The sequence below is a fragment of the Nonomuraea sp. NPDC051941 genome (assembly GCF_044593615.1).
In genome coordinates this window covers 202,027-219,297 of record NZ_JBIUCF010000005.1, presented here as the reverse complement: position 1 = coordinate 219,297, position 17,271 = coordinate 202,027, and the positions used below count along the sequence as shown (strand labels likewise).

Annotated in this window: 15 protein-coding genes; 8 read left to right on the top strand and 7 right to left on the bottom strand. The window is 72.9% G+C overall.

Annotation, left to right across the window (positions count from 1 at the left end):
• Window positions 1-136: 136 nt before the first annotated feature.
• Genes ACIHFD_RS12040 through ACIHFD_RS12025 form a run of 4 tightly spaced genes read right to left on the bottom strand, consistent with a single transcriptional unit; the run spans window position 137 to window position 4,861 of the window.
• On the bottom strand, window positions 137-3,178 hold the full coding sequence (locus ACIHFD_RS12040; RefSeq protein WP_397366965.1) for a BTAD domain-containing putative transcriptional regulator: 3,042 nt from the start codon (window positions 3,176-3,178) through the stop codon (window positions 137-139).
• A gap of 56 nt (window positions 3,179-3,234) precedes the next feature.
• On the bottom strand, window positions 3,235-3,543 hold the full coding sequence (locus ACIHFD_RS12035; protein ID WP_185074069.1) for a YbaB/EbfC family nucleoid-associated protein: 309 nt from the start codon (window positions 3,541-3,543) through the stop codon (window positions 3,235-3,237).
• A 17-nt stretch (window positions 3,544-3,560) separates the two neighbouring features.
• A complete protein-coding gene (locus ACIHFD_RS12030; protein WP_397366813.1) occupies window positions 3,561-4,439 on the bottom strand; it encodes a hypothetical protein in 879 nt (292 codons plus the stop codon).
• Window positions 4,439-4,861, bottom strand: coding sequence for a hypothetical protein (locus tag ACIHFD_RS12025; RefSeq protein ID WP_397366812.1), 423 nt, complete (start codon window positions 4,859-4,861; stop codon window positions 4,439-4,441). Before ACIHFD_RS12025 ends, ACIHFD_RS12030 begins: the two co-directional genes overlap by 1 nt.
• Before the next feature lie 7 nt (window positions 4,862-4,868).
• Between ACIHFD_RS12025 and ACIHFD_RS12020 the strand changes: the two genes are divergently transcribed.
• Window positions 4,869-5,234: a hypothetical protein gene (locus ACIHFD_RS12020; RefSeq protein ID WP_397366811.1), complete on the top strand. Its 366-nt coding sequence runs from the start codon at window positions 4,869-4,871 to the stop codon at window positions 5,232-5,234.
• Between the two features lie 49 nt (window positions 5,235-5,283).
• Here ACIHFD_RS12020 and ACIHFD_RS12015 read toward each other — a convergent pair whose 3' ends face one another.
• Window positions 5,284-8,103, bottom strand: coding sequence for a response regulator (locus tag ACIHFD_RS12015; RefSeq protein ID WP_397366810.1), 2,820 nt, complete (start codon window positions 8,101-8,103; stop codon window positions 5,284-5,286).
• Window positions 8,104-8,265: 162 nt separating this feature from the next.
• Between ACIHFD_RS12015 and ACIHFD_RS12010 the strand changes: the two genes are divergently transcribed.
• The 6 genes from ACIHFD_RS12010 to ACIHFD_RS11985 all read left to right on the top strand — a co-directional run bounded on the left by ACIHFD_RS12010 (window position 8,266) and on the right by ACIHFD_RS11985 (window position 12,959).
• Window positions 8,266-8,952 carry a response regulator gene (locus ACIHFD_RS12010; protein WP_350727812.1) on the top strand — a complete coding sequence of 229 codons (687 nt, stop codon included), beginning with the start codon at window positions 8,266-8,268 and terminating at the stop codon, window positions 8,950-8,952.
• Complete coding sequence (locus ACIHFD_RS12005) at window positions 8,949-9,782, top strand: glutamate ABC transporter substrate-binding protein (protein ID WP_397366809.1); 834 nt, start codon at window positions 8,949-8,951, stop codon at window positions 9,780-9,782. The genes ACIHFD_RS12010 and ACIHFD_RS12005 overlap by 4 nt, the downstream gene beginning before the upstream one ends.
• 107 nt (window positions 9,783-9,889) lie before the next feature.
• Entirely contained in the window at window positions 9,890-10,633 is a 744-nt protein-coding gene (locus ACIHFD_RS12000) for an amino acid ABC transporter ATP-binding protein (protein WP_350727810.1), read from the top strand.
• An 11-nt stretch (window positions 10,634-10,644) separates the two neighbouring features.
• Window positions 10,645-11,481 (top strand): glutamate ABC transporter substrate-binding protein, encoded by an 837-nt coding sequence (locus tag ACIHFD_RS11995; RefSeq protein ID WP_350727809.1) that lies wholly within the window; start codon window positions 10,645-10,647, stop codon window positions 11,479-11,481.
• 3 nt (window positions 11,482-11,484) lie between these two features.
• Window positions 11,485-12,153 (top strand): amino acid ABC transporter permease, encoded by a 669-nt coding sequence (locus ACIHFD_RS11990; RefSeq protein WP_350727808.1) that lies wholly within the window; start codon window positions 11,485-11,487, stop codon window positions 12,151-12,153.
• Window positions 12,150-12,959 (top strand): amino acid ABC transporter permease, encoded by an 810-nt coding sequence (locus ACIHFD_RS11985; protein WP_350727807.1) that lies wholly within the window; start codon window positions 12,150-12,152, stop codon window positions 12,957-12,959. The genes ACIHFD_RS11990 and ACIHFD_RS11985 overlap by 4 nt, the downstream gene beginning before the upstream one ends.
• 192 nt (window positions 12,960-13,151) lie before the next feature.
• On the opposite strand, the gene ACIHFD_RS11980 is transcribed toward ACIHFD_RS11985, so the two are convergent.
• Window positions 13,152-14,417: a hypothetical protein gene (locus ACIHFD_RS11980; RefSeq protein ID WP_397366808.1), complete on the bottom strand. Its 1,266-nt coding sequence runs from the start codon at window positions 14,415-14,417 to the stop codon at window positions 13,152-13,154.
• Between the two features lie 102 nt (window positions 14,418-14,519).
• On the opposite strand from ACIHFD_RS11980, the gene ACIHFD_RS11975 reads away from it, so the two are divergent.
• The gene (locus ACIHFD_RS11975) at window positions 14,520-15,848 is read left to right on the top strand and encodes an amidase (RefSeq protein ID WP_397366807.1); all 1,329 of its coding nucleotides are present in this window, start codon (window positions 14,520-14,522) and stop codon (window positions 15,846-15,848) included.
• Window positions 15,849-15,900: 52 nt separating this feature from the next.
• Here ACIHFD_RS11975 and ACIHFD_RS11970 read toward each other — a convergent pair whose 3' ends face one another.
• Window positions 15,901-17,271, bottom strand: a complete 1,371-nt coding sequence (locus ACIHFD_RS11970) for a 6-phospho-beta-glucosidase (protein ID WP_350727804.1) — start codon at window positions 17,269-17,271, stop codon at window positions 15,901-15,903.

Below are 17,271 nucleotides of genomic sequence, written 5' to 3'. Positions count from 1 at the left end.
CGTCCCTGTGGCGCACACGGGTGCCCGTCGCTGCGTGCGGCCTGGCGGGCGCACCTTTGCGGGCTGTGCCTGACGTTGCGGGACGGACAGGGCCAGGCGGCGCGGCTGGCCATCAACTACGACACGCTGAAGCCGCTCACACCGGGCGGACGGCGCTGATCGCGGCGTCGCGGGTGAGCGCGGCCCCGCTCGAGTACGCCGCGGCGAACGCCTCGTCCCCCAGCGCCGCCCGCGCCCGCTCCGCGGGCCGCAGCAGGTCGCCGAACCCGCTGCGGTCCTCCGTCCCGAGCAGCGCGGTCGCGGCCCCCAGCAGGTACGCCGCCCGCGCCGGCTCGTCGTCGGCCAGCGCGGCCGCCCGCACCTGCGCCGCGACGGCCAGGATCGGCAGGTCCCCCAGCTCCATCGCGATGTCGAGCGACGGCCCGGCACTCGGCCGGTCGCCGTCGAGCAGCGCGGCCATCGCGCGATAGCAGGCGGCCCAGGCCCGCACGTCGGGAGGGCGGGACGGATCCTCGACCGCCGTCAGCCCCCGCCGCGCCTCCTCCAGGGCACCGCTCCGGAGCAGCACCTCGATCTGCGACAGCCGGACGTACTCGACGCCCTCCCTCCGCCGCAACTGCTCGACGCAGTCCCAGCACGCGTCCATGTACGACCGGGCGCGGTCATGCTCGCCCGACCGCGCGTACGAGAGCGCGATCTTGGCCAGGATGGCGGCCTGGTCCTCCACGACACCCAGCTCACCGGCCAGGCGCAGCGCCCGCGACCTGGCCTCGATCCCGGCGGCGAGATCGCCCGCGCGGTCGTGGTGGTCGGCCAGCACGCGCAGCGCGGAGGACAGCCCCCACCGCTCGCCGAGGGCCTCCATCTCCCGCCGCGTCTCGTCGACGAGGGTGAACGCCCCGCTGACGTCCCCCTTGCTCTCGGCCGCCATGGACAGCGTCATCCGCGCGAACGCCCGCTCCCATCCGGTCAGGCCCGGCATCGACCGTTCTGCGGCCCGGGCGGCCGCCACCAGGTCTCCCAGCACCATCGGCGCGCAGAGCAGCAGCACGCCGACGGGCCCGCCCAGCCGGTCGCCGGGGTCCAGCGCCTCCTGGACCGTCTCCTGTGCCGCCGCCGGGTCGCCGAGCTGCTGGTGGACGAGCCCCTGGAGCGCCAGCCGTACGGGCCGCAGCTCCTCCGGCACCTCGCCCGGCAGGTCGAGCACGCCACGCATCCAGTGCACGCTCTCGATCCGCATGCCCTGAAGGAACCAGAACCACCACATGGCCGCCGGCAGCCGCACGCCCAGCTCGGCGTCCCCCGCGTCGGCCGCGAACCGCAGCGCGGCCACGATGTTGTCGTGCTCGGCCCGCAGCCTGTCCAGCCACTGGAGCTGGCCGGCGCCGCGCAGCCCGGGGTCGGCCGCCTCGGCGAGCCGCAGGAAGTGGCGCGCGTGCCCGTCCCGCACGGCCCGGTCCTGCCCGGACTCCGCCAGCCGGGCCATCCCGTACGACCTGACCGTCTCCTGCATGCGGTAGCGCTCGCCGGACAGCTCGACCAGCGACTTGTCCACCAGCGCCGTAAGCGCGTCGAGCGGGTCGAGCCCGCTGACCGCCTCCAGCGCCTCCAGCGTGGCCCCGCCGGGGAAGGCCGCCAGCACCATGGCCAGCTCTCGCTCCTCGCCGGACAGCGGGTCCCAGCTCCAGTCGACCACCGCCTGCAGGGTGCGGTGCCGGGGCAGGGCCGTCCGGCTGCCGCTGCTGAGCAGGCGGAAGCGGTCGTCGAGCTTGGCCGCGATCTGCTCCACGCTCAGCGCGCGCGTCCTGGCGGCGGCCAGCTCGATGGCCAGCGGCATGCCGTCGAGCCGCCGGCAGATCTCGACGACCGCCCGGGTGGTGGTCTCGTCGAGGGTGAAGCCGGGGCGGACCGCCACGGCCCGTTCGGCGAAGAGGCGGACCGCGGAGTAGCCGCGGGCGTCCTCGGTCGTGCCGGCGGGCCACTCCAGGGGCGGGATGGGATAGAGGCTCTCGCCCGCGACGGCCAGCGACTCCCGGCTGGTGGCCAGGACGCGCAGGTCGGGGCAGGCGCCCAGCAGCCGGTCCACCAGCTCGGCGACGGCCGACACGACGTGCTCGCAGTTGTCGAGCACGAGCAGCGCGCCCTGCTGGGCGAAGACCTCCGCGAGCCGCTCGGCGGCGCCGCCCTCCCCGGCCTCGAACCGGGCTCCGTCCCGGCCGCCGATCGCCGTGAGCACCGCGTTGGCGACGTCGTGGGGGTCGGTGACGGGCGCCAGCTCGGCCAGCCAGACGCCGTCTGGAGCCAGGTCGGCCGAGCGCTCGGCGACCTCGGCGGCGAGCCGGGTCTTGCCCGCGCCCCCTGGGCCGACGACGGTGACGAGCCGGCCGGTCTCCAGCGCCTTGGCGAGCTGGGCCAGCTCCTGCTCGCGGCCGACGAAGCTGGTCACCTGGGCGCGCAGGTTCGTCCGGCGGGTGCGGCGGCGGTCCTGGCGCTGCGGGTCGTGCCGGAGGATCGACAGGTGCAGCTCGGCCAGCTCGGCGGACGGGTCGACGCCCAGCTCCTCCGACAGCGTCCGCCGGGTCCGCTCGTAGGCGTCGAGCGCGTCGGCCTGCCGGCCGGCCGCGTACAGGGCCCTCATGAGCAGGCCCTGCAGGCGCTCGCGCAGCGGGTGCGCGGCCGCCAGCGGGCCCAGCTCCGCCAGCACGTCGTTGCCCGCGCCCAGCTCCAGCTCCAGCCGGTCCTCGGCGGCGGACAGGCGCAGCTCGTCCAGCCGTACGGCGGCGTTGTCCGCGAACGGCAGCCCGGCCAGGTCCGCCAGCGCCGGCCCCCGCCACAGCCCCTCGGCCTGGCGCAGCGCGGCGAGGCCCCCCGTGCCGGCCAGCCGCTCGAACCGGGAGACGTCCACGTCGTCGGCGTCGACGGCGAGCCGGTAGCCGGCCGGGTGCGACTCGATCGCGGCGTGGCCGACCAGCCGCCGGGTGCGGGAGACCAGCGACTGGAGGGCGTTGGCGCTGCCGGCCGGCGGGCGCTCGCCCCAGATGGCGGCGGTGAGCACGTCGAACGGCACGACCCGGCCCGGTTCCAGCGCGAGCCGGGCCACCAGAGCGCACAACCTGGCACCGGAGATCTCGACCCGGCGCCCCTCCCCGTCACGCACCTCGAACGGGCCGAGCAACATCACACGCACGGCACCAAGCTTGCCATTCACCCCATATCGCGCCAACCGCGCGGCGGTCAGGTGCCGAAGACGGTCTTCGCCAGGTCGTACGACTGTCCGGCCACGTCATCCTCGGCGCGCCGGAACGCCTCCACGATGGCGTCCGCCAGTGCCTGCGAGCCCAGCCGCATCGCCCGCGGGTCGATGCGCAGCCCGGCCAGCGAGCCGGTGGGCTTGAGCTCCACGACGACCTGACCGCCGGCGCTCTCGCCGCGCCCCCGGGTCTCCTCCAGCAGGCGGCTCACCTCTTCGAGTTCGGCCGTCCGCGCCGCCATCTCGGCCAGCGCGCGGTCGAGCTCCGGGTCTCCGGTACGGGGTGTCGTCATCGGTGTTCCTCACTCACTCAACGCTTGAAGATGAAGGCCCTGGGCGCGTGCGCCAGCGCCGAGCGGAGCGCGCCCTGCTCCGACATCGCCCCACCGGCGACCAGGGGGTAGATGGTGGCGGCCGAGAGCGTGCGGCGGAAGAACTTGCCCGCGGGGTCCGAGCCCAGCAGCGTCTCGGTGACCTTCGTGGCGGGGAAGAACCTGCGCACGTCGCTCAGCGCCTTGATGCCGCCGTTGTAGGCCATCTCGGCGGCGAAGTGCTTGCCCGCGTACTCCCAGAGGTTGCCCATCGGCTGCCCCGTGGCGGCCGAGCTGCCCGCGTGCACGCCGGTCTTGAGCACGGTCCACAGCACGGAGTCGGCCAGCGCGTCGAGCCCTTCGCGGACGAAGTAGTTGCCGACGCGGCGCTTGCCCATCCGCGCCTGCAGGATCATCCTGGTGATCTTCTGGAAGATCGTGCGCTCCAGCTTGGCCCTGGACACCAGCCACCTGAACGCCTTCTCGGCCGCGACCCTGGCCGCGGGGTAGACGAAGCCGAACATCATCGTGAAGGCCATGGCGGCGAGGTACGTGCCGATGATCCGGAGCTGTTCTCGGTGCTCCTCGACGGCGTCGGCGTACTCCTCGCAGCCCGCCGCCAGGTCCAGCAGTTCCTCCTGGAGCGCGGCGTAGCGGGGGGCGAGCTCCTTCGGCCACACGTCGGCGAAGCGGTCCACGATGCGGCTGTCGTTCGCCCTGCGCGCCTCGGCGACGCCGGTGTCGGTCTTGTGCGCGACCTTCCCGATGGACTCGGCCAGCGCGCGCAGCGCCTTGGCACGGTCCCGCAGGTTGCTCACGTCGGCCACCGGCACGTGCACGTCGGCGAACCAGGCCAGCGCCTGGAAGGGGTCGAACATCAGGCGCCCTCCTTGCGCGGCGGGGCCTGCGGGATCGGCGGCGCGGGAAGGTCGGGGATCTTGGGCAGCGTGCTGATGATCTGCTGCTCCAGGAAGTCCCAGAACTTCTCGAAGTCGCGGAAGTTCCCCGCCGAGCTGAAGTTCTTGTCGGCGATGCCCTGCATGGCCTCGGTGAGCGAGTCGTAGCCGTCGCTGTACCACTCGGCGAACGCGCGGCCGTCGTCGTCGCCGCCGACCAGGTCGGAGGTGGTGGCCAGCGAGGTGGAGCCGCGGTGCAGCGCCACGACGTCGTCGCCGGTCTTGTCGAAGAGCTTGGCCAGGCGGCGGATCGAGGTCCAGTGGATCTCCAGGCCGCCGCTGGGGGCGTTCGGGGGCTGGACCGGCTCCTGGGTCGGGGTCGGGCGCGGGGAGGGCTCCTGCACCGGCGGGATGACCGACCAGGTGGGCGTCGGAACGGGCGACCAGGTGGGCGTGGGGGTGGGGGTCGGCCTGGGGGTGGGCGTGCCCGACGGAGTCGGGGTCGGCTTCGGGGTGTCCGTCGGGGACGGGGTCGGGCTCGGCGACCCCGTGGGCGTGGGAGTCGGGGTGCCGGACGGGGACGGCGTGCCGGACGGGGACGGGGTGCCCGTCGGAGATGGGGTGCCGGTTGGGGACGGGGTGCTGGTCGGGGACGGAGTACCCGTCGGGGACGCGGTCGGCGTCGGGGAGGACGTCGGGCTGGGGGTGGTCGTTGGACTCGGCTCACCAGACGAATCAGCCATCAACCCTCCAATCACTACAAACAAACACGACTAGTAACAGTGAGACACTAACGTTGACAAATTTCTCAGGTGTTAACAAGCGGCTACGGATTGTTCATCCATGCCGGCGTCACCTTGAGCAGCTCGCCCAGCTCGTCGAGCGGCTCGCTGTCGACGGCGCCCGTACGCGCCCGATCCTCGACACGCCGGCACAGCTCGGCCTCGCGGGCCGCCCCGACGGTCGCGCAGCTGCCCTTGAGCCGGTGGGCGAGCGCGGCCACCTCCGCCACGTCGCCGGTCCGCGCCGCCAGCCGCAGCTCCTCGTACGTCCGCGTCGCGGTGGCCAGGTACGCCTCCGCCACGTCGGCGAGCGCCTCCGGCGACAGCCCCACCAGCTCGGGCGGGAGCCCGGAGTAGGCGGCCCACTCCGGGATGCTGGCGAGCACGCGCGGCCAGTCCACCGGCTTGGCCAGGTGGTCGTCCATCCCGGCCGCCAGGCAGCGGATCCGGTCGTCCGGCATCGCCGCCGCGGTCATCGCGATGATCGGGGTGTGCGCGTCCTCGCGCCGCCTGATCTCCTCGGTCGCGGCCAGCCCGTCGAGCACGGGCAGCTGGCAGTCCATGAACACCAGGTCGTAGCCCCCGGCCAGCACGGCGCGTACGGCCTGCTCGCCGTCGTCCACCACCTCGACCTCGTGCCCGGCCTGGCGCAGCACGAGCATCGCGACCTGGCGGCTGACCTCATCGTCCTCCGCCACCAGGATCCGCGCGCCGCCGTCCCTGCCCGCGAGCTCCACGCCTTCGCGCGGCTCGCCGGGGCACTCGGCGGTGACCAGGGCATTCTCCACGGCGGCCAGCAGGCGGCGGCGGCTCAGCGGCCGGGTGATCGACTGGACGGCCCGCTCCCCCATGGTGCCGGGCCAGGCGAAGCCCGACCGCCCGGGGGTGACGACCACGACCACGCTGGTCGCCTGGAGCAGCGGGTCCGTGAGGATCACGTGCGCGGTCGACTCGGCGTCGGTGCCGAGGTCGAGGGCGACGACCGCGAGCTCGTACGGCCGCCCGGCCAACGCGGCGGCGCGCAGCAGCTCCAAAGCGGAGTCCGCGGTCTCCTCCACGTCGAGCCCGGCGCCCGCCAGGAACCGCACGGCCAGCGCGCGGTCCTCGGGCCGCGGGTCGGCGACGAGCGCGCGCCTGCCCTGCAGGGCCTCGACCGACGGCTCCGACCAGGTGAGCACGTCAACGGGCAGGCGCACCCAGAACCGGCTGCCCACGCCCTCCACGCTGTCGAGCCCGATCTCCCCGCCCATGAGCTCGGTGAGCTGCCGGCCGATGGCCAGCCCCAGGCCGCTGCCGCCGGTCCTGCGCGTGATCGGCGAGTCGACCTGCCGGAAGACGCCGAACACCCGCTCCCGGTCGTCGGGCCCCACCCCGATCCCGGTGTCGGCGACCGCGAACCTGAGCACCGCCCGCGCGTCGCCGGGCTCGCCCTCCTCGAGGGTGACGTGCAGGTCCACCCCGCCCTGGACGGTGAACTTCAGCGCGTTGCCCACCAGGTTCGTGAGGATCTGGCGCAGCCGCGCCGGATCGCCGGTCACCTGCCGGGGCACGCCGTCGTCGAGCCGCAGCGTGAGCCAGAGCCCCTGCTCGTACGCGTGCGGCGCGAACGGCGCGACCACCTCGTCGCACAACCGCGGCAGGTCGAACGGCACCGCGTCGACCTGGAGGTGGCCCGCCTCGATCCTGGACAGGTCGAGGAAGTCGTCGAGCAGGCGCAGCACGTTCTGGGCCGACTCCTGGGCCGTGGTCGAGTAGTGGCGCTGCTCGTCGTCCAGCCGGGTGCTCATGAGCAGGGAGTTCATGCCGAGCACGCCGTTGATCGGGGTGCGGATCTCGTGGCTGATCTTGGCCAGGAACTCGGACTTGGCGCTGGAGGCGCTGACCGCCTCGTCCCTGGCGGCGGCCAGCTCGGCCGCGTACCTGGCCAGCGTGGCCTGCGCGCGGCGGCGGCCGCGCGTGGTGTGGATCTGCAGGCCCAGGCCGATGAGGATGAGCAGGGCCAGCAGGGCCGCGACGGTCATGACGTTCGTCCTGAGCCGCTCGGCCGAGGCCAGCGCCTTGGTGGCGGACACCTCGGCGGTGACCGTCCAGCCGATGCCCGGGATCGGCTCGGACGCCGACAGCACCGTGCCGTCGACGCCGCTGAACAGGCCGTTCCAGGTGCGCCCGGCGAGCGCGGCGTCCACCCGGGGGTCCTCGCGCAGGGAGGTGAGCGCGAGGAGCTTCCTGCCGGGGTCGGCGACGAGCACGCCCGCCCGGTCGGTGATCAGCAGCCTGATGTCCTGCGCCTCGGCGGCCTCCTTGGCGAACTCCTGGATGGCGTCCAGGCTGTAGACGACGGCGAGGATGCCGAGCATGCGCTTGCCGTCGGCGCTCGGGATCGGCGCGGCCACCGCGACCGCCCTGGACACGTCGATCATCGTGGGCGTGTACGCCTGGGAGATGTGGGCCGCCCGCCGGTCGCGCACGGCGCGGTACCAGTCGGTGGCGGTGAGGTCCTGTGGCAGCACGGTCTTCGGCTCCGCGCCGAGCATGCGGCCCTCCGACGAGACCAGGATCAGCCCGCTGACGCCGTCGCGCAGCTCCTTGAGCTCTCCGAGGTACGTGCGCATGGCCTCGGGGGTCGCGTGCTCCACCGTGTCGCGCACGCCGGGCCGCTGCGCGAACGTGGTGACGAGCTGCGCCAGGGAGCCCATCTGCTGCTCGACCACGACCCGGCTCACCGAGGCGGTGATCCTGACCCGGTCGTCGACCTCGTCGCGCACGGCGTTCTCCGACAGGGAGATACTGGAGGAGGTCAGCAGCGCCAGGGGCAGCAGGCCGAGCAGCGTCCACAGGGCAGTCACCGCGAGCACCCATCTCACCGGCGTCCGTCCTCCCCCCTGTCGGTTCGGCTACAGATTAAGAGGAAGAGGGCATGAGCGGCGGATCATGGTGAGCAGAACGCGCAAAACTTGAGCGTTTGTAACAAAACCTGCCTAAGCTCACTCTGATTTGTAAAAACTGCACCTGGACGAGGAGTGGCGGTGCCTGAGCCACGGGACATCACCGTTCTCATCGTGGACGACGATCCGGTCGTCACGGCGGCCCTGCACGCGCAGGTGAACAGAGTACTCGGGTTCAGGGTGGTCGGGATCGCGCACACCGGCCAGGCGGCGCTCGCCGCCGCCGGCCGTTTCGCGCCCCGGCTGGTGCTGCTGGACCTGCACCTGCCCGACCTGCCGGGGCTGGAGGTGGCGCACCGGCTGCGCCGGCCCGAGCAGCCGCCCATCGACATCATCGTGATCTCCGGGCGCAAGGAGTCGGCCACGGTACGCGCCGCCATGCAGCGCGGCGCGCTCTACTACCTGGTCAAGCCGACCAGGGCGGGCACGCTCGAGCAGACGCTGCTGCGCTATGCGGCCACGGCCGAGCAGCTGGAGTCGGGCGACCGGTTCGCCGAGCAGCAGGAGATCGACCGCATCTTCCGCACGCTCCACCTCGACCAGGGCGCCCGGCCGAAGAGCATCTCGGCGGCGACCGAGCAGGCCGTGCTGGACGCGCTGGCCGCCGTCCCTGAGGACGTGTCGGCGAACGAGCTGGCCGGGATGATCGGCGTCAGCCGCGCCACCGCCCGCCGCTACCTGGAGCATCTGGCCGATCGCGGGCTGCTCGAAGGCCGGCCGAAGTACGGGCCGACCGGGCGCCCCCAGCACCGTTATCGAGTGCGATGAGAGGGCTCAGGGCGCTGATCGCCGTCCTGCTCTGCCTCACCGCCGCCGGATGCGGGAGCGACAACCCCTTCCCCGAGGGCTCCACGATGGCCCGGATCAGGGAGCGGGGCGTCCTCGTCGTGGGCACCAAGTTCGACCAGCCGATGTTCGGCTACAAGGATCCCGCCAGCGGGCGGATCATCGGCTTCGACGCCGAGATCGCCAGGCTCATCGCGAAGGACCTGACCGGCAGCGAGCGCAACATCCGCTTCGTCGAGACCGTCTCGCGCGAGCGGGAGAACTTCATCTCGCAGAACGTGGTGGACCTCGTCATCGCCACGTACTCGATCACCCCGGCCCGCGCGCAGCTCGTCGCCTTCACCGACCCGTACTACTACGCCGGGCAGGACCTCCTCGTCAGGACGTCCGACACCACCATCAACGACGTGTCGGACCTGGACGGCAAGACCGTGTGCACCGCCACGGGCTCGACGTCCGTCGAGCGGCTGCGCTCCCTGGTGCCTACTGCCACCCTGGAGATCGTCGACGCCTACAGCATCTGCGTGCCCGCGCTCACGAACGGGCGGGTCGACGCGATCAGCACCGACGACACGATCCTGCTCGGCCTGCTCGACCAGCATCCGGACCAGTTCCGGCTGGTGCTCAAGCCGTTCGGGCGCGAGCCGTACGGGATGGGCGTGCCCAAACAGGACGTCGCCTTCCGCGACTACCTCAACGGGCTGATCGCCGGCTGGCTGCGCGACGGGCAGTGGGACCGCGCCTACAAGGACACCATCGGGGTCTCCGGCGCGACGTCCGACTCCTCCAGGCCCGGCGACCACCGGCCCTGATCGAACTCAGATCGATCAATCATTGAGCAGAACGCGCACAAGCCTTTCGGTGACACATACGGCTCCTACGGTTACGCCATCGCTGACCGAGACAAGGAGCGTGACGCATGACCGAGGCCGACCTGATCGTCCTGGACCAGGTCAACAAGCGCTACGGCGACCACCATGTGCTCAGGGACGTCAACCTGAACGTCAGGCAGGGCGAGGTCGTCGTGATCATCGGCCCGTCCGGCGCCGGGAAGTCGACTCTGTGCCGGGCGATCAACCGCCTGGAGACGATCGACTCCGGCACGATCACCCTGGACGGTACGCCGCTGCCCGCTGAGGGCAAAGCGCTGGCCAGACTCCGCGCCGAGGTGGGCATGGTGTTCCAGTCCTTCAACCTCTTCGCGCACAAGACCGTCCTGGACAACGTCGTCCTCGGCCAGGTCCACGTGCTGAAGCGGCCGAAGGCGGAGGCCGTGCGCAGGGCCCAGGAACTGCTCGACCGGGTCGGCATCGGCGGCCAGGCCGCCAAGTTCCCCGCCCAGCTCTCCGGCGGGCAGCAGCAGCGGGTGGCCATCGCCCGCGCGCTGGCCATGGACCCCAAGGCGATCCTCTTCGACGAGCCCACCTCGGCCCTCGACCCGGAGATGGTCAACGAGGTGCTCGACGTCATGACCTCGCTGGCCCGCGAGGGCATGACCATGGTGGTCGTCACCCACGAGATGGGCTTCGCCCGGCGCGCGGCCGACCGGGTCGTCTTCATGGCCGAGGGCGAGATCGTCGAGCAGAACACCCCCGACGCGTTCTTCGGAGCCCCGAACAGCGAGCGCGCCCAGTCCTTCCTCGCCAAGATCCTCACTCACTAAGGAGCCGTCATATGTTCGGCAGGTCCCTTTACGCGACCTTCGCGGTGGTCGCGCTCGCCGCCACCGCCACCGCCTGTGGCAGCGCCGAGGCCAGCAACGCCTCGATCGTCGACAAGGCCAAGAACGACAAGAAGCTGGTCGTCGGCGTGAAGGCCGACCAGCCGGGGCTGGGGTTGCGCACGCCCGACGGCAGCTTCGCCGGGTTCGACATCGAGGTCGCCAAGTACGTGGCCAAGCAGCTCGGTGTGGAGGCCAAGGACGTCACGTTCAAGGAGACCGTGTCGGCCAACCGCGAGGCGTTCATCGAGCAGGGCCAGGTGGACATGGTGGTGGCGACGTACTCGATCACCGACGCCAGGAAGCAGAAGGTGTCCTTCGCCGGGCCGTACTTCGTGGCCGGGCAGGCCCTGCTCGTCAGGGCCGACGACACGGCGCTGACCGGGCCCGAGACGCTGAACGGCAAGAAGCTCTGCTCGGTCGCCGGCTCCACCCCGGCGCAGAAGGTCAAGGCGGAGTACTCCAAGGAGGTGCAGCTGCAGGAGGAGCGGACGTACTCGGCGTGCGTGGACCGCGTCCTCGGCGGCCAGCTCGACGCGCTCACCACCGACAACGTCATCCTCGCCGGCTACGCCGCCCAGTACGGCGGCAAGCTCAAGGTGGTCGGCCAGCCGTTCAGCACCGAGAAGTACGGCATCGGGCTGAAGAAGGACGACACGGCCGGGCGCAAGGCGATCAACGACGCGCTGGAGAAGATGTTCTCCGACGGCAGCTGGACGAAGGCGCTGCAGGCCAGCGTCGGCGCCTCCGGCTTCACCCTCCCGCAGGCCCCGCAGCTGGAGCGCTACTGATCCATGGAAGCGCTGCTGTTCGAACGCGACACGATCCTCGCCGCGTTCTGGATGACGATACGGCTGACGGCGGTCAGCGCGCTCGGCTCTCTCGTGCTGGGGACGCTGCTGACCGCCATGCGGGTGGCCCCGCTGACCTCCCTGCGCGGCGCGGCCAACTTTTACGTGACCATGATGCGCAACACGCCGCTCACGCTGGTTCTGATGTTCACCGGCCTCGGCGTCGGAGCGCAGCTCGGCGTGGAGCTGTCGGACGACATCGCGACCAACAACTTCTGGCTCGCCGTCATCGGGCTGACCGCCTACACCTCGGCGTTCGTCTGCGAGGCCCTGCGGTCGGGGCTCAACACGGTGCCGGTCGGCCAGGCGGAGGCGGCCCGGTCGCTCGGGCTGGGCTTCACGAAGACGCTCGGGCTGATCACGCTGCCGCAGGCGTTCCGCGCCGTGGTGGCGCCGCTGGGCAGCATCATGATCGCGCTGACCAAGAACACCACGATCGCGCTCGTGGTCGGCGTGGGTGAGGCGTCCGTGCGGATGCGGGAGATGATCGAGACGTACGGAGACCAGGTCCTCGAGATCTTCCTCGGCTTCGCCGCCGGGTTCGTGCTGCTGTGCCTGCCGATGGGGCTACTGTTCGGCTGGCTGTCGCGGCGGATGGCGGTGGCCCGATGAGCTACGCGAACCTTTACGAGCGGCCCGGGCCGCGCGGGATCCGGCGCAACCGGGTGCTGGCGGCGGTCGTCGCGCTCGTGCTGCTGGGGCTGGCGTACGTGGTCTACGTGCGCTTCGACGCCAAGGACCAGTGGGCGGCCGACAAGTGGACGCCGCTGCTGCGCGGGGACGTCTGGGCCACGTTCATCCTGCCGGGGCTGGCCGGGACCATCGGCGCGGCCGTGGTGGGGGTGGTGCTGGCGGGCCTGTTCGGCCTCGTCTTCGCCACCGCCCGGATGTCGGACCACCGGTGGATCCGGGTGCCCGCGGCCGCGGTGGTGGAGTTCTTCAGGTCCGTGCCGCTGCTGCTGCTGATCTTCTTCGCCTTCTTCGGCTCGTACATGCTGATCGGCGTGAACATCTCGGCCTTCGCCGCCGTCGTCTTCGGGCTCACGCTCTACAACGGCTCGGTGATCGCGGAGATCATCCGGGCCGGGGTGCAGAGCCTGCCGCGCGGCCAGTCCGAGGCGGCCTACGCCATAGGCATGCGCAAGGGGCAGGTGATGCGCCTCGTCCTGCTGCCGCAGGCGTTCCGGACCATGATGCCCGCCATCGTCAGCCAGTTCGTGGTGCTGCTGAAGGACTCGGCGCTGGGGCTCATCGTGGGCTTCGACGAGCTGGTGAACCGGGGGTTGAACGGGATCGCCGCCAACTTCAAGAACACCATCCCGGCGGCGATCCTCATCGCGGCCATCTTCATCCTGATCAACCTCTCCCTCGACCGCCTCGCCACCCGGCTCTCCACCCGCCTCGGCACCACCCGCTGACCCGCCGCCCCTCCCCTTCAGCCCGGCCCCCGCACGGCCCACCCCCTCGCCGTGCCCGGCCGTCGCGCCCATCGCGCGCCTCGCCCACCGGCGAAGCGCGGGGCGCCCACCCGCGGCCCGGACGGTGAACCACCGTCCGGGCCGCGCTCCCATCACGGGCTACAGGTCCTCGGGCGCCCCCAAAGGGGGGCCTCAGCCACGGTCGGAGGGACGGAGACGGCGGCGAAGGGCCGGGAGCCAGGGGGCCGCGGCGAGGGCGGTGAGGAGGATCAGCAGCGGCGTCCGCCACCACCACGAGACGGTCGCCGGCGGCGCCGACGGCGGCCGGGCCACCCACGGCCGGGCCGTCTTCGCCCAGGCCAGGAACGCGTCACCGATGGGCAGCAGCCCGAAGGCGTACCGCTTGGTCCAGGGGGTGTCCACGGGCAGCCCCGCCAGCTCCCCGTAGCCGGCCAGCGCCGAGGCCAGCGGGGCGTCGGAGTGCGCCTGCGCCGCACCGAGGGTGACCACGGTCGCCGACAGGCTCACCCCGAGCGGCAGCGGCCCGGAGTCCACGTCGGCCGGTCCGTCCACGCCCTCCGGGTACTCGCGCACGGCGGGCCCGAGCCCGAGCGGGGTGGCGACGTACAGCTCGCGGAAGCGCGCGTACTGCTCGGCGGCGAAGGCCGGATCCACGTCCACCAGGAACCGCTGGATCATGCTCTGCGAGCTGCCCCGCGCCACCTCGGCCGGCGCGCCGTCGCCGGGGTCGGCGCGGTGCGGGAGCAGCCCGGTACGCGGGTCGAGCCGCCGCCTGATCTCCCGCAGCCAGCGTTCGACGGTCCCGCCGAACCGGGGCGGGAGGATCGCGTCGTGCAGCCGCAGCGACGCCACCGCCACGGTAGAGTCCACCGGCCAGGCCTGCCCCGGGTACGCCGCCAGGTACGGCGAGGCCGACGCGTCGAACGCGGCCCCGAGCGCGGCGGAGTCCTCCGCGAACCGGCGCACCTCGGCCGGATCACGCTGCCCGGCCGGCTCCAGGCTCAGCGCCCCGCCACGCAGCCAGTTGGACCATCCCCGGTAGAAGACGCCGTAGGACGGGGTGAGGCCGGGGCTGAACGGGGCCCGCCCGGCGGGCGAGTCCAGCCGGCTCAGCGCCCAGCGCGCCTCGCGCAGCGCCCGCGACCGTTCGCCGGCCGGCGCGCGCATCCCGAGCTCGACCCAGCTCAGCCCGTACAGGGCGTGCAGGAAGAAGTACCCCTCGGGGAAGAGCGCCTGCGCCTCGTCACCTGCGCCCGCGTCCAGGGCCGCGCGCAGGAACGCCAGCTGCCGCCGCACCCCGGGCGGCTCCCCCGACGTGCCCGCGGTGGCGGGCACGGTCAGCCGTACGACGCCGGCCAGCGCGCACGCGCTCACCACGACGGCGAGGACCAGCCGCGCCCATTTCCATGCCCGGCGGGCGGCTGACGGCTGGGACATCCGACGATCTTAGCCCCGTGAGGGGGGAGCCCTGCGGTGGAAGGTCCGATGTGCGTGGTGTTCAGTGGGATCCGTCAGCCGACGACCGCTCGAAAGGACCCCATGCCGCTCTCCTCCGGCCCCTTCACCGGCCGTACCATCACGAGCCTCGCCCAGGACCTGCGCGAAGGCCGGACCACCGCCGTCGAGCTCGTCGAGCAGGCGCTCGAGGCCATCGCCGAGCACGACCCCGCGCTCGGCGCGTTCGTCACCGTGGACGCCGACGGGGCGCTGGCGGCGGCGCGGCGGGCGGACGCCGAGCTGGACACGGGCACCTACCGGGGTCCGCTGCACGGCGTGCCGGTGGGCGTGAAGGACCTCTTCATGGTCGCGGGGCTGCCCGCGACCATGGGTTCGCGGCATTTCGCGGGGTACGTCGCGGACTCCGACGCCGAGTCCGTGACCCGGCTGCGCCGCGCGGGCGCCGTCGTCGTGGGCAAGACGACCACCCACGAGTTCGCGTACGGCCCCACGGGCGACCGCTCGGCCAACGGCCCCTCGCGCAACCCGTGGGACCCGGAGCGCATGTCGGGCGGCTCCAGCGGCGGCAGCGCGGCGGCCGTGGCGGCGGGCCTGGTGCCGCTCGCGCTCGGCACCGACACGGGCGGATCCGTCCGCATCCCGGCGGCTCTGTGCGGGATCGCCGGGTTCAAGCCGAGCTATGGGGCGATCTCGGCCGAAGGCGTGTTCCCCCTGGCACGCAGCTTCGACCACGTCGGCGTCCTGGCCGGTGACGAGCAGGACTGCCTGCTCGCCTACCGCTGCCTGGCCTCCGCCCAGTTGCGCGAGGACCCCGGTCCCGCGCGGGTGGCCTGGCTCGATCCGTCCGAGCTGTTCGACGGGGATCCGCGCGTGGTGGACGCGGTACGCGCGACCGCGGAGTCCCGCCTGGCCCGCTCGGGGCTGGAGGAGGTGCGGCTGCGGGCGGGGCTGGGCGAGGAATTCCGCGAGACGTACACGGTGATCCAGAGCTGCGAGGCGGTGGCCGTGCACGCGGCCCGGATCGCGCAGGCGCCCGAGCTCTTCGACCCCGAGCTGCTCGAACGCCTCCGCACGGCCGCCGAGATACCCGGCTGGCAGTACGTCGCGGCCGTGGCCGCGCGCTCCCGGCTCGCCGAGGCCGCGGCGACGCTGTTCGAACGGCACGACGTGCTGGCGCTGCCCACCGTGCCGATCACCGCCCCGCTGCTCCTGGAGCGCGAGATGGAGGTGGACGGCCGGACCGTCGCCGTGCGGCCGGCGCTGCTGTCCATGACGAGCCTGTGGAACGTGCTGGGCCTGCCCGCGCTGACCGTGCCCGCGGGCACGGTGGACGGGCTGCCGGTGGGGCTGCAGCTGGTGTGCCGCCCCGGGCGCGAGCTTCGGCTCTTCGAGGCGGCCGGCATGGCGTGAAAGCGACCTCAAGGCGGGGGCGCGGCGTGGAAGCGCCCCCGAGGAGAGCACGCTAGATCGTCGTGCGCCCGCCCGCGTCGGAGGAGCCCGGGATGGCGGCGGCCAGCTCGGGGATGCGCGCCCGGTAGCCGTCGAGCAGCTTGCGGGCCGTCGCGACCGAGTCGACCAGCGGGTGCAGCGCGAACGCCTCGACCGCCAGCCGGGCCGAGCCGGACCTGGCGGCCTCGATGGCGGCCTGCTCCACGGCCTTCACCTGCTGCACGAGACCGAGGAAGCGGCCCGGCAAGGGGCGGGTGGCCAGCGGCCGGACGCCGGCCCCGTCCACCGCGCACGGGATCTCGACGACCGCGTCCGCAGGCAGGCCGGGCACCGCGGCGCCGTTGCGCACGTTGAGGATCATGGAGGTGGGCTCGCCGCGGGCGATGGCGGCCATGAGGGCCAGGGCGATGCCCTCGTACCCGCCGGCCTCCAGATCGGCGGCGTCGCGCGCGCCCGCGGCGGTGGGTTCGCGGGCCTCGGCCATGTACGACTCGTCGCGCAGCCTGCGCGCCCTGACCCACTCCGCCAGCGCCTCCTCGGGACGCGCCCGCACGGCGGCGTAGAAGTCGTCCTGCTGCCGGACCAGCGACTCCCCGCGGGTCTGCCCGGAGATCGCGGCCACGGACTCCCGGGTGAAGTAGTAGTAGTACAGGTACTCGTTGGGCAGCGCGCCCAGCGTGCGCACCCAGTCGCCGCCGAAGATGCGCGCCTCCTCGACCTGCCGCAGCGCCGCGTCGTCGGCCAGCAGGTCGGGCAGCACGTCGCGCCCCTGATAGGTGAGGCCACGCAGCCAGCCGAGGTGGTTGAGGCCCACGTAGTCGGGCGACACGCGCGCCGGGTCGAGCCCGAGCGCGACGGCGGCCCGGCGGATCAGGCCGATCGGGGAGTCGCAGATGCCGATCACGCGGTCGCCGAGCACGTGCCGCATGGCCTCGGTGATCATGCCGGCGGGGTTGGTGAAGTTGATGACCCACGCCTGGGGCGCGAGCGCGGCCACCCGCTCGGCGACGTGGAGCGCGACCGGGATGGTGCGCAGGCCGTAGGAGATGCCGCCGGGACCGGTCGTCTCCTGGCCGAGCAGGCCCAGGTCGAGCGCGACCCGCTCGTCGGCGGTGCGCCCGGCCAGGCCGCCGACCCGGATGGCGGAGAAGACGAACGAGCTGTCGCGCAGCGCGGTGTCCAGATCGGTGGTGGTCAGGACCTCCGGCGGGTCGTCGTGCCCGGCGGCGAGCTGGCCGAGCACGTGCCGGATGGCCTCCAGCCGGTCCTGCGACACGTCGTACAGGACCACTTGCTCCACACGCGGCTTCGCGGTCTCGCGCAGCAGCGCGCCGTACACGAGCGGGACCCGGAAGCCGCCGCCCCCGAGAACGGCCAGTCTCAT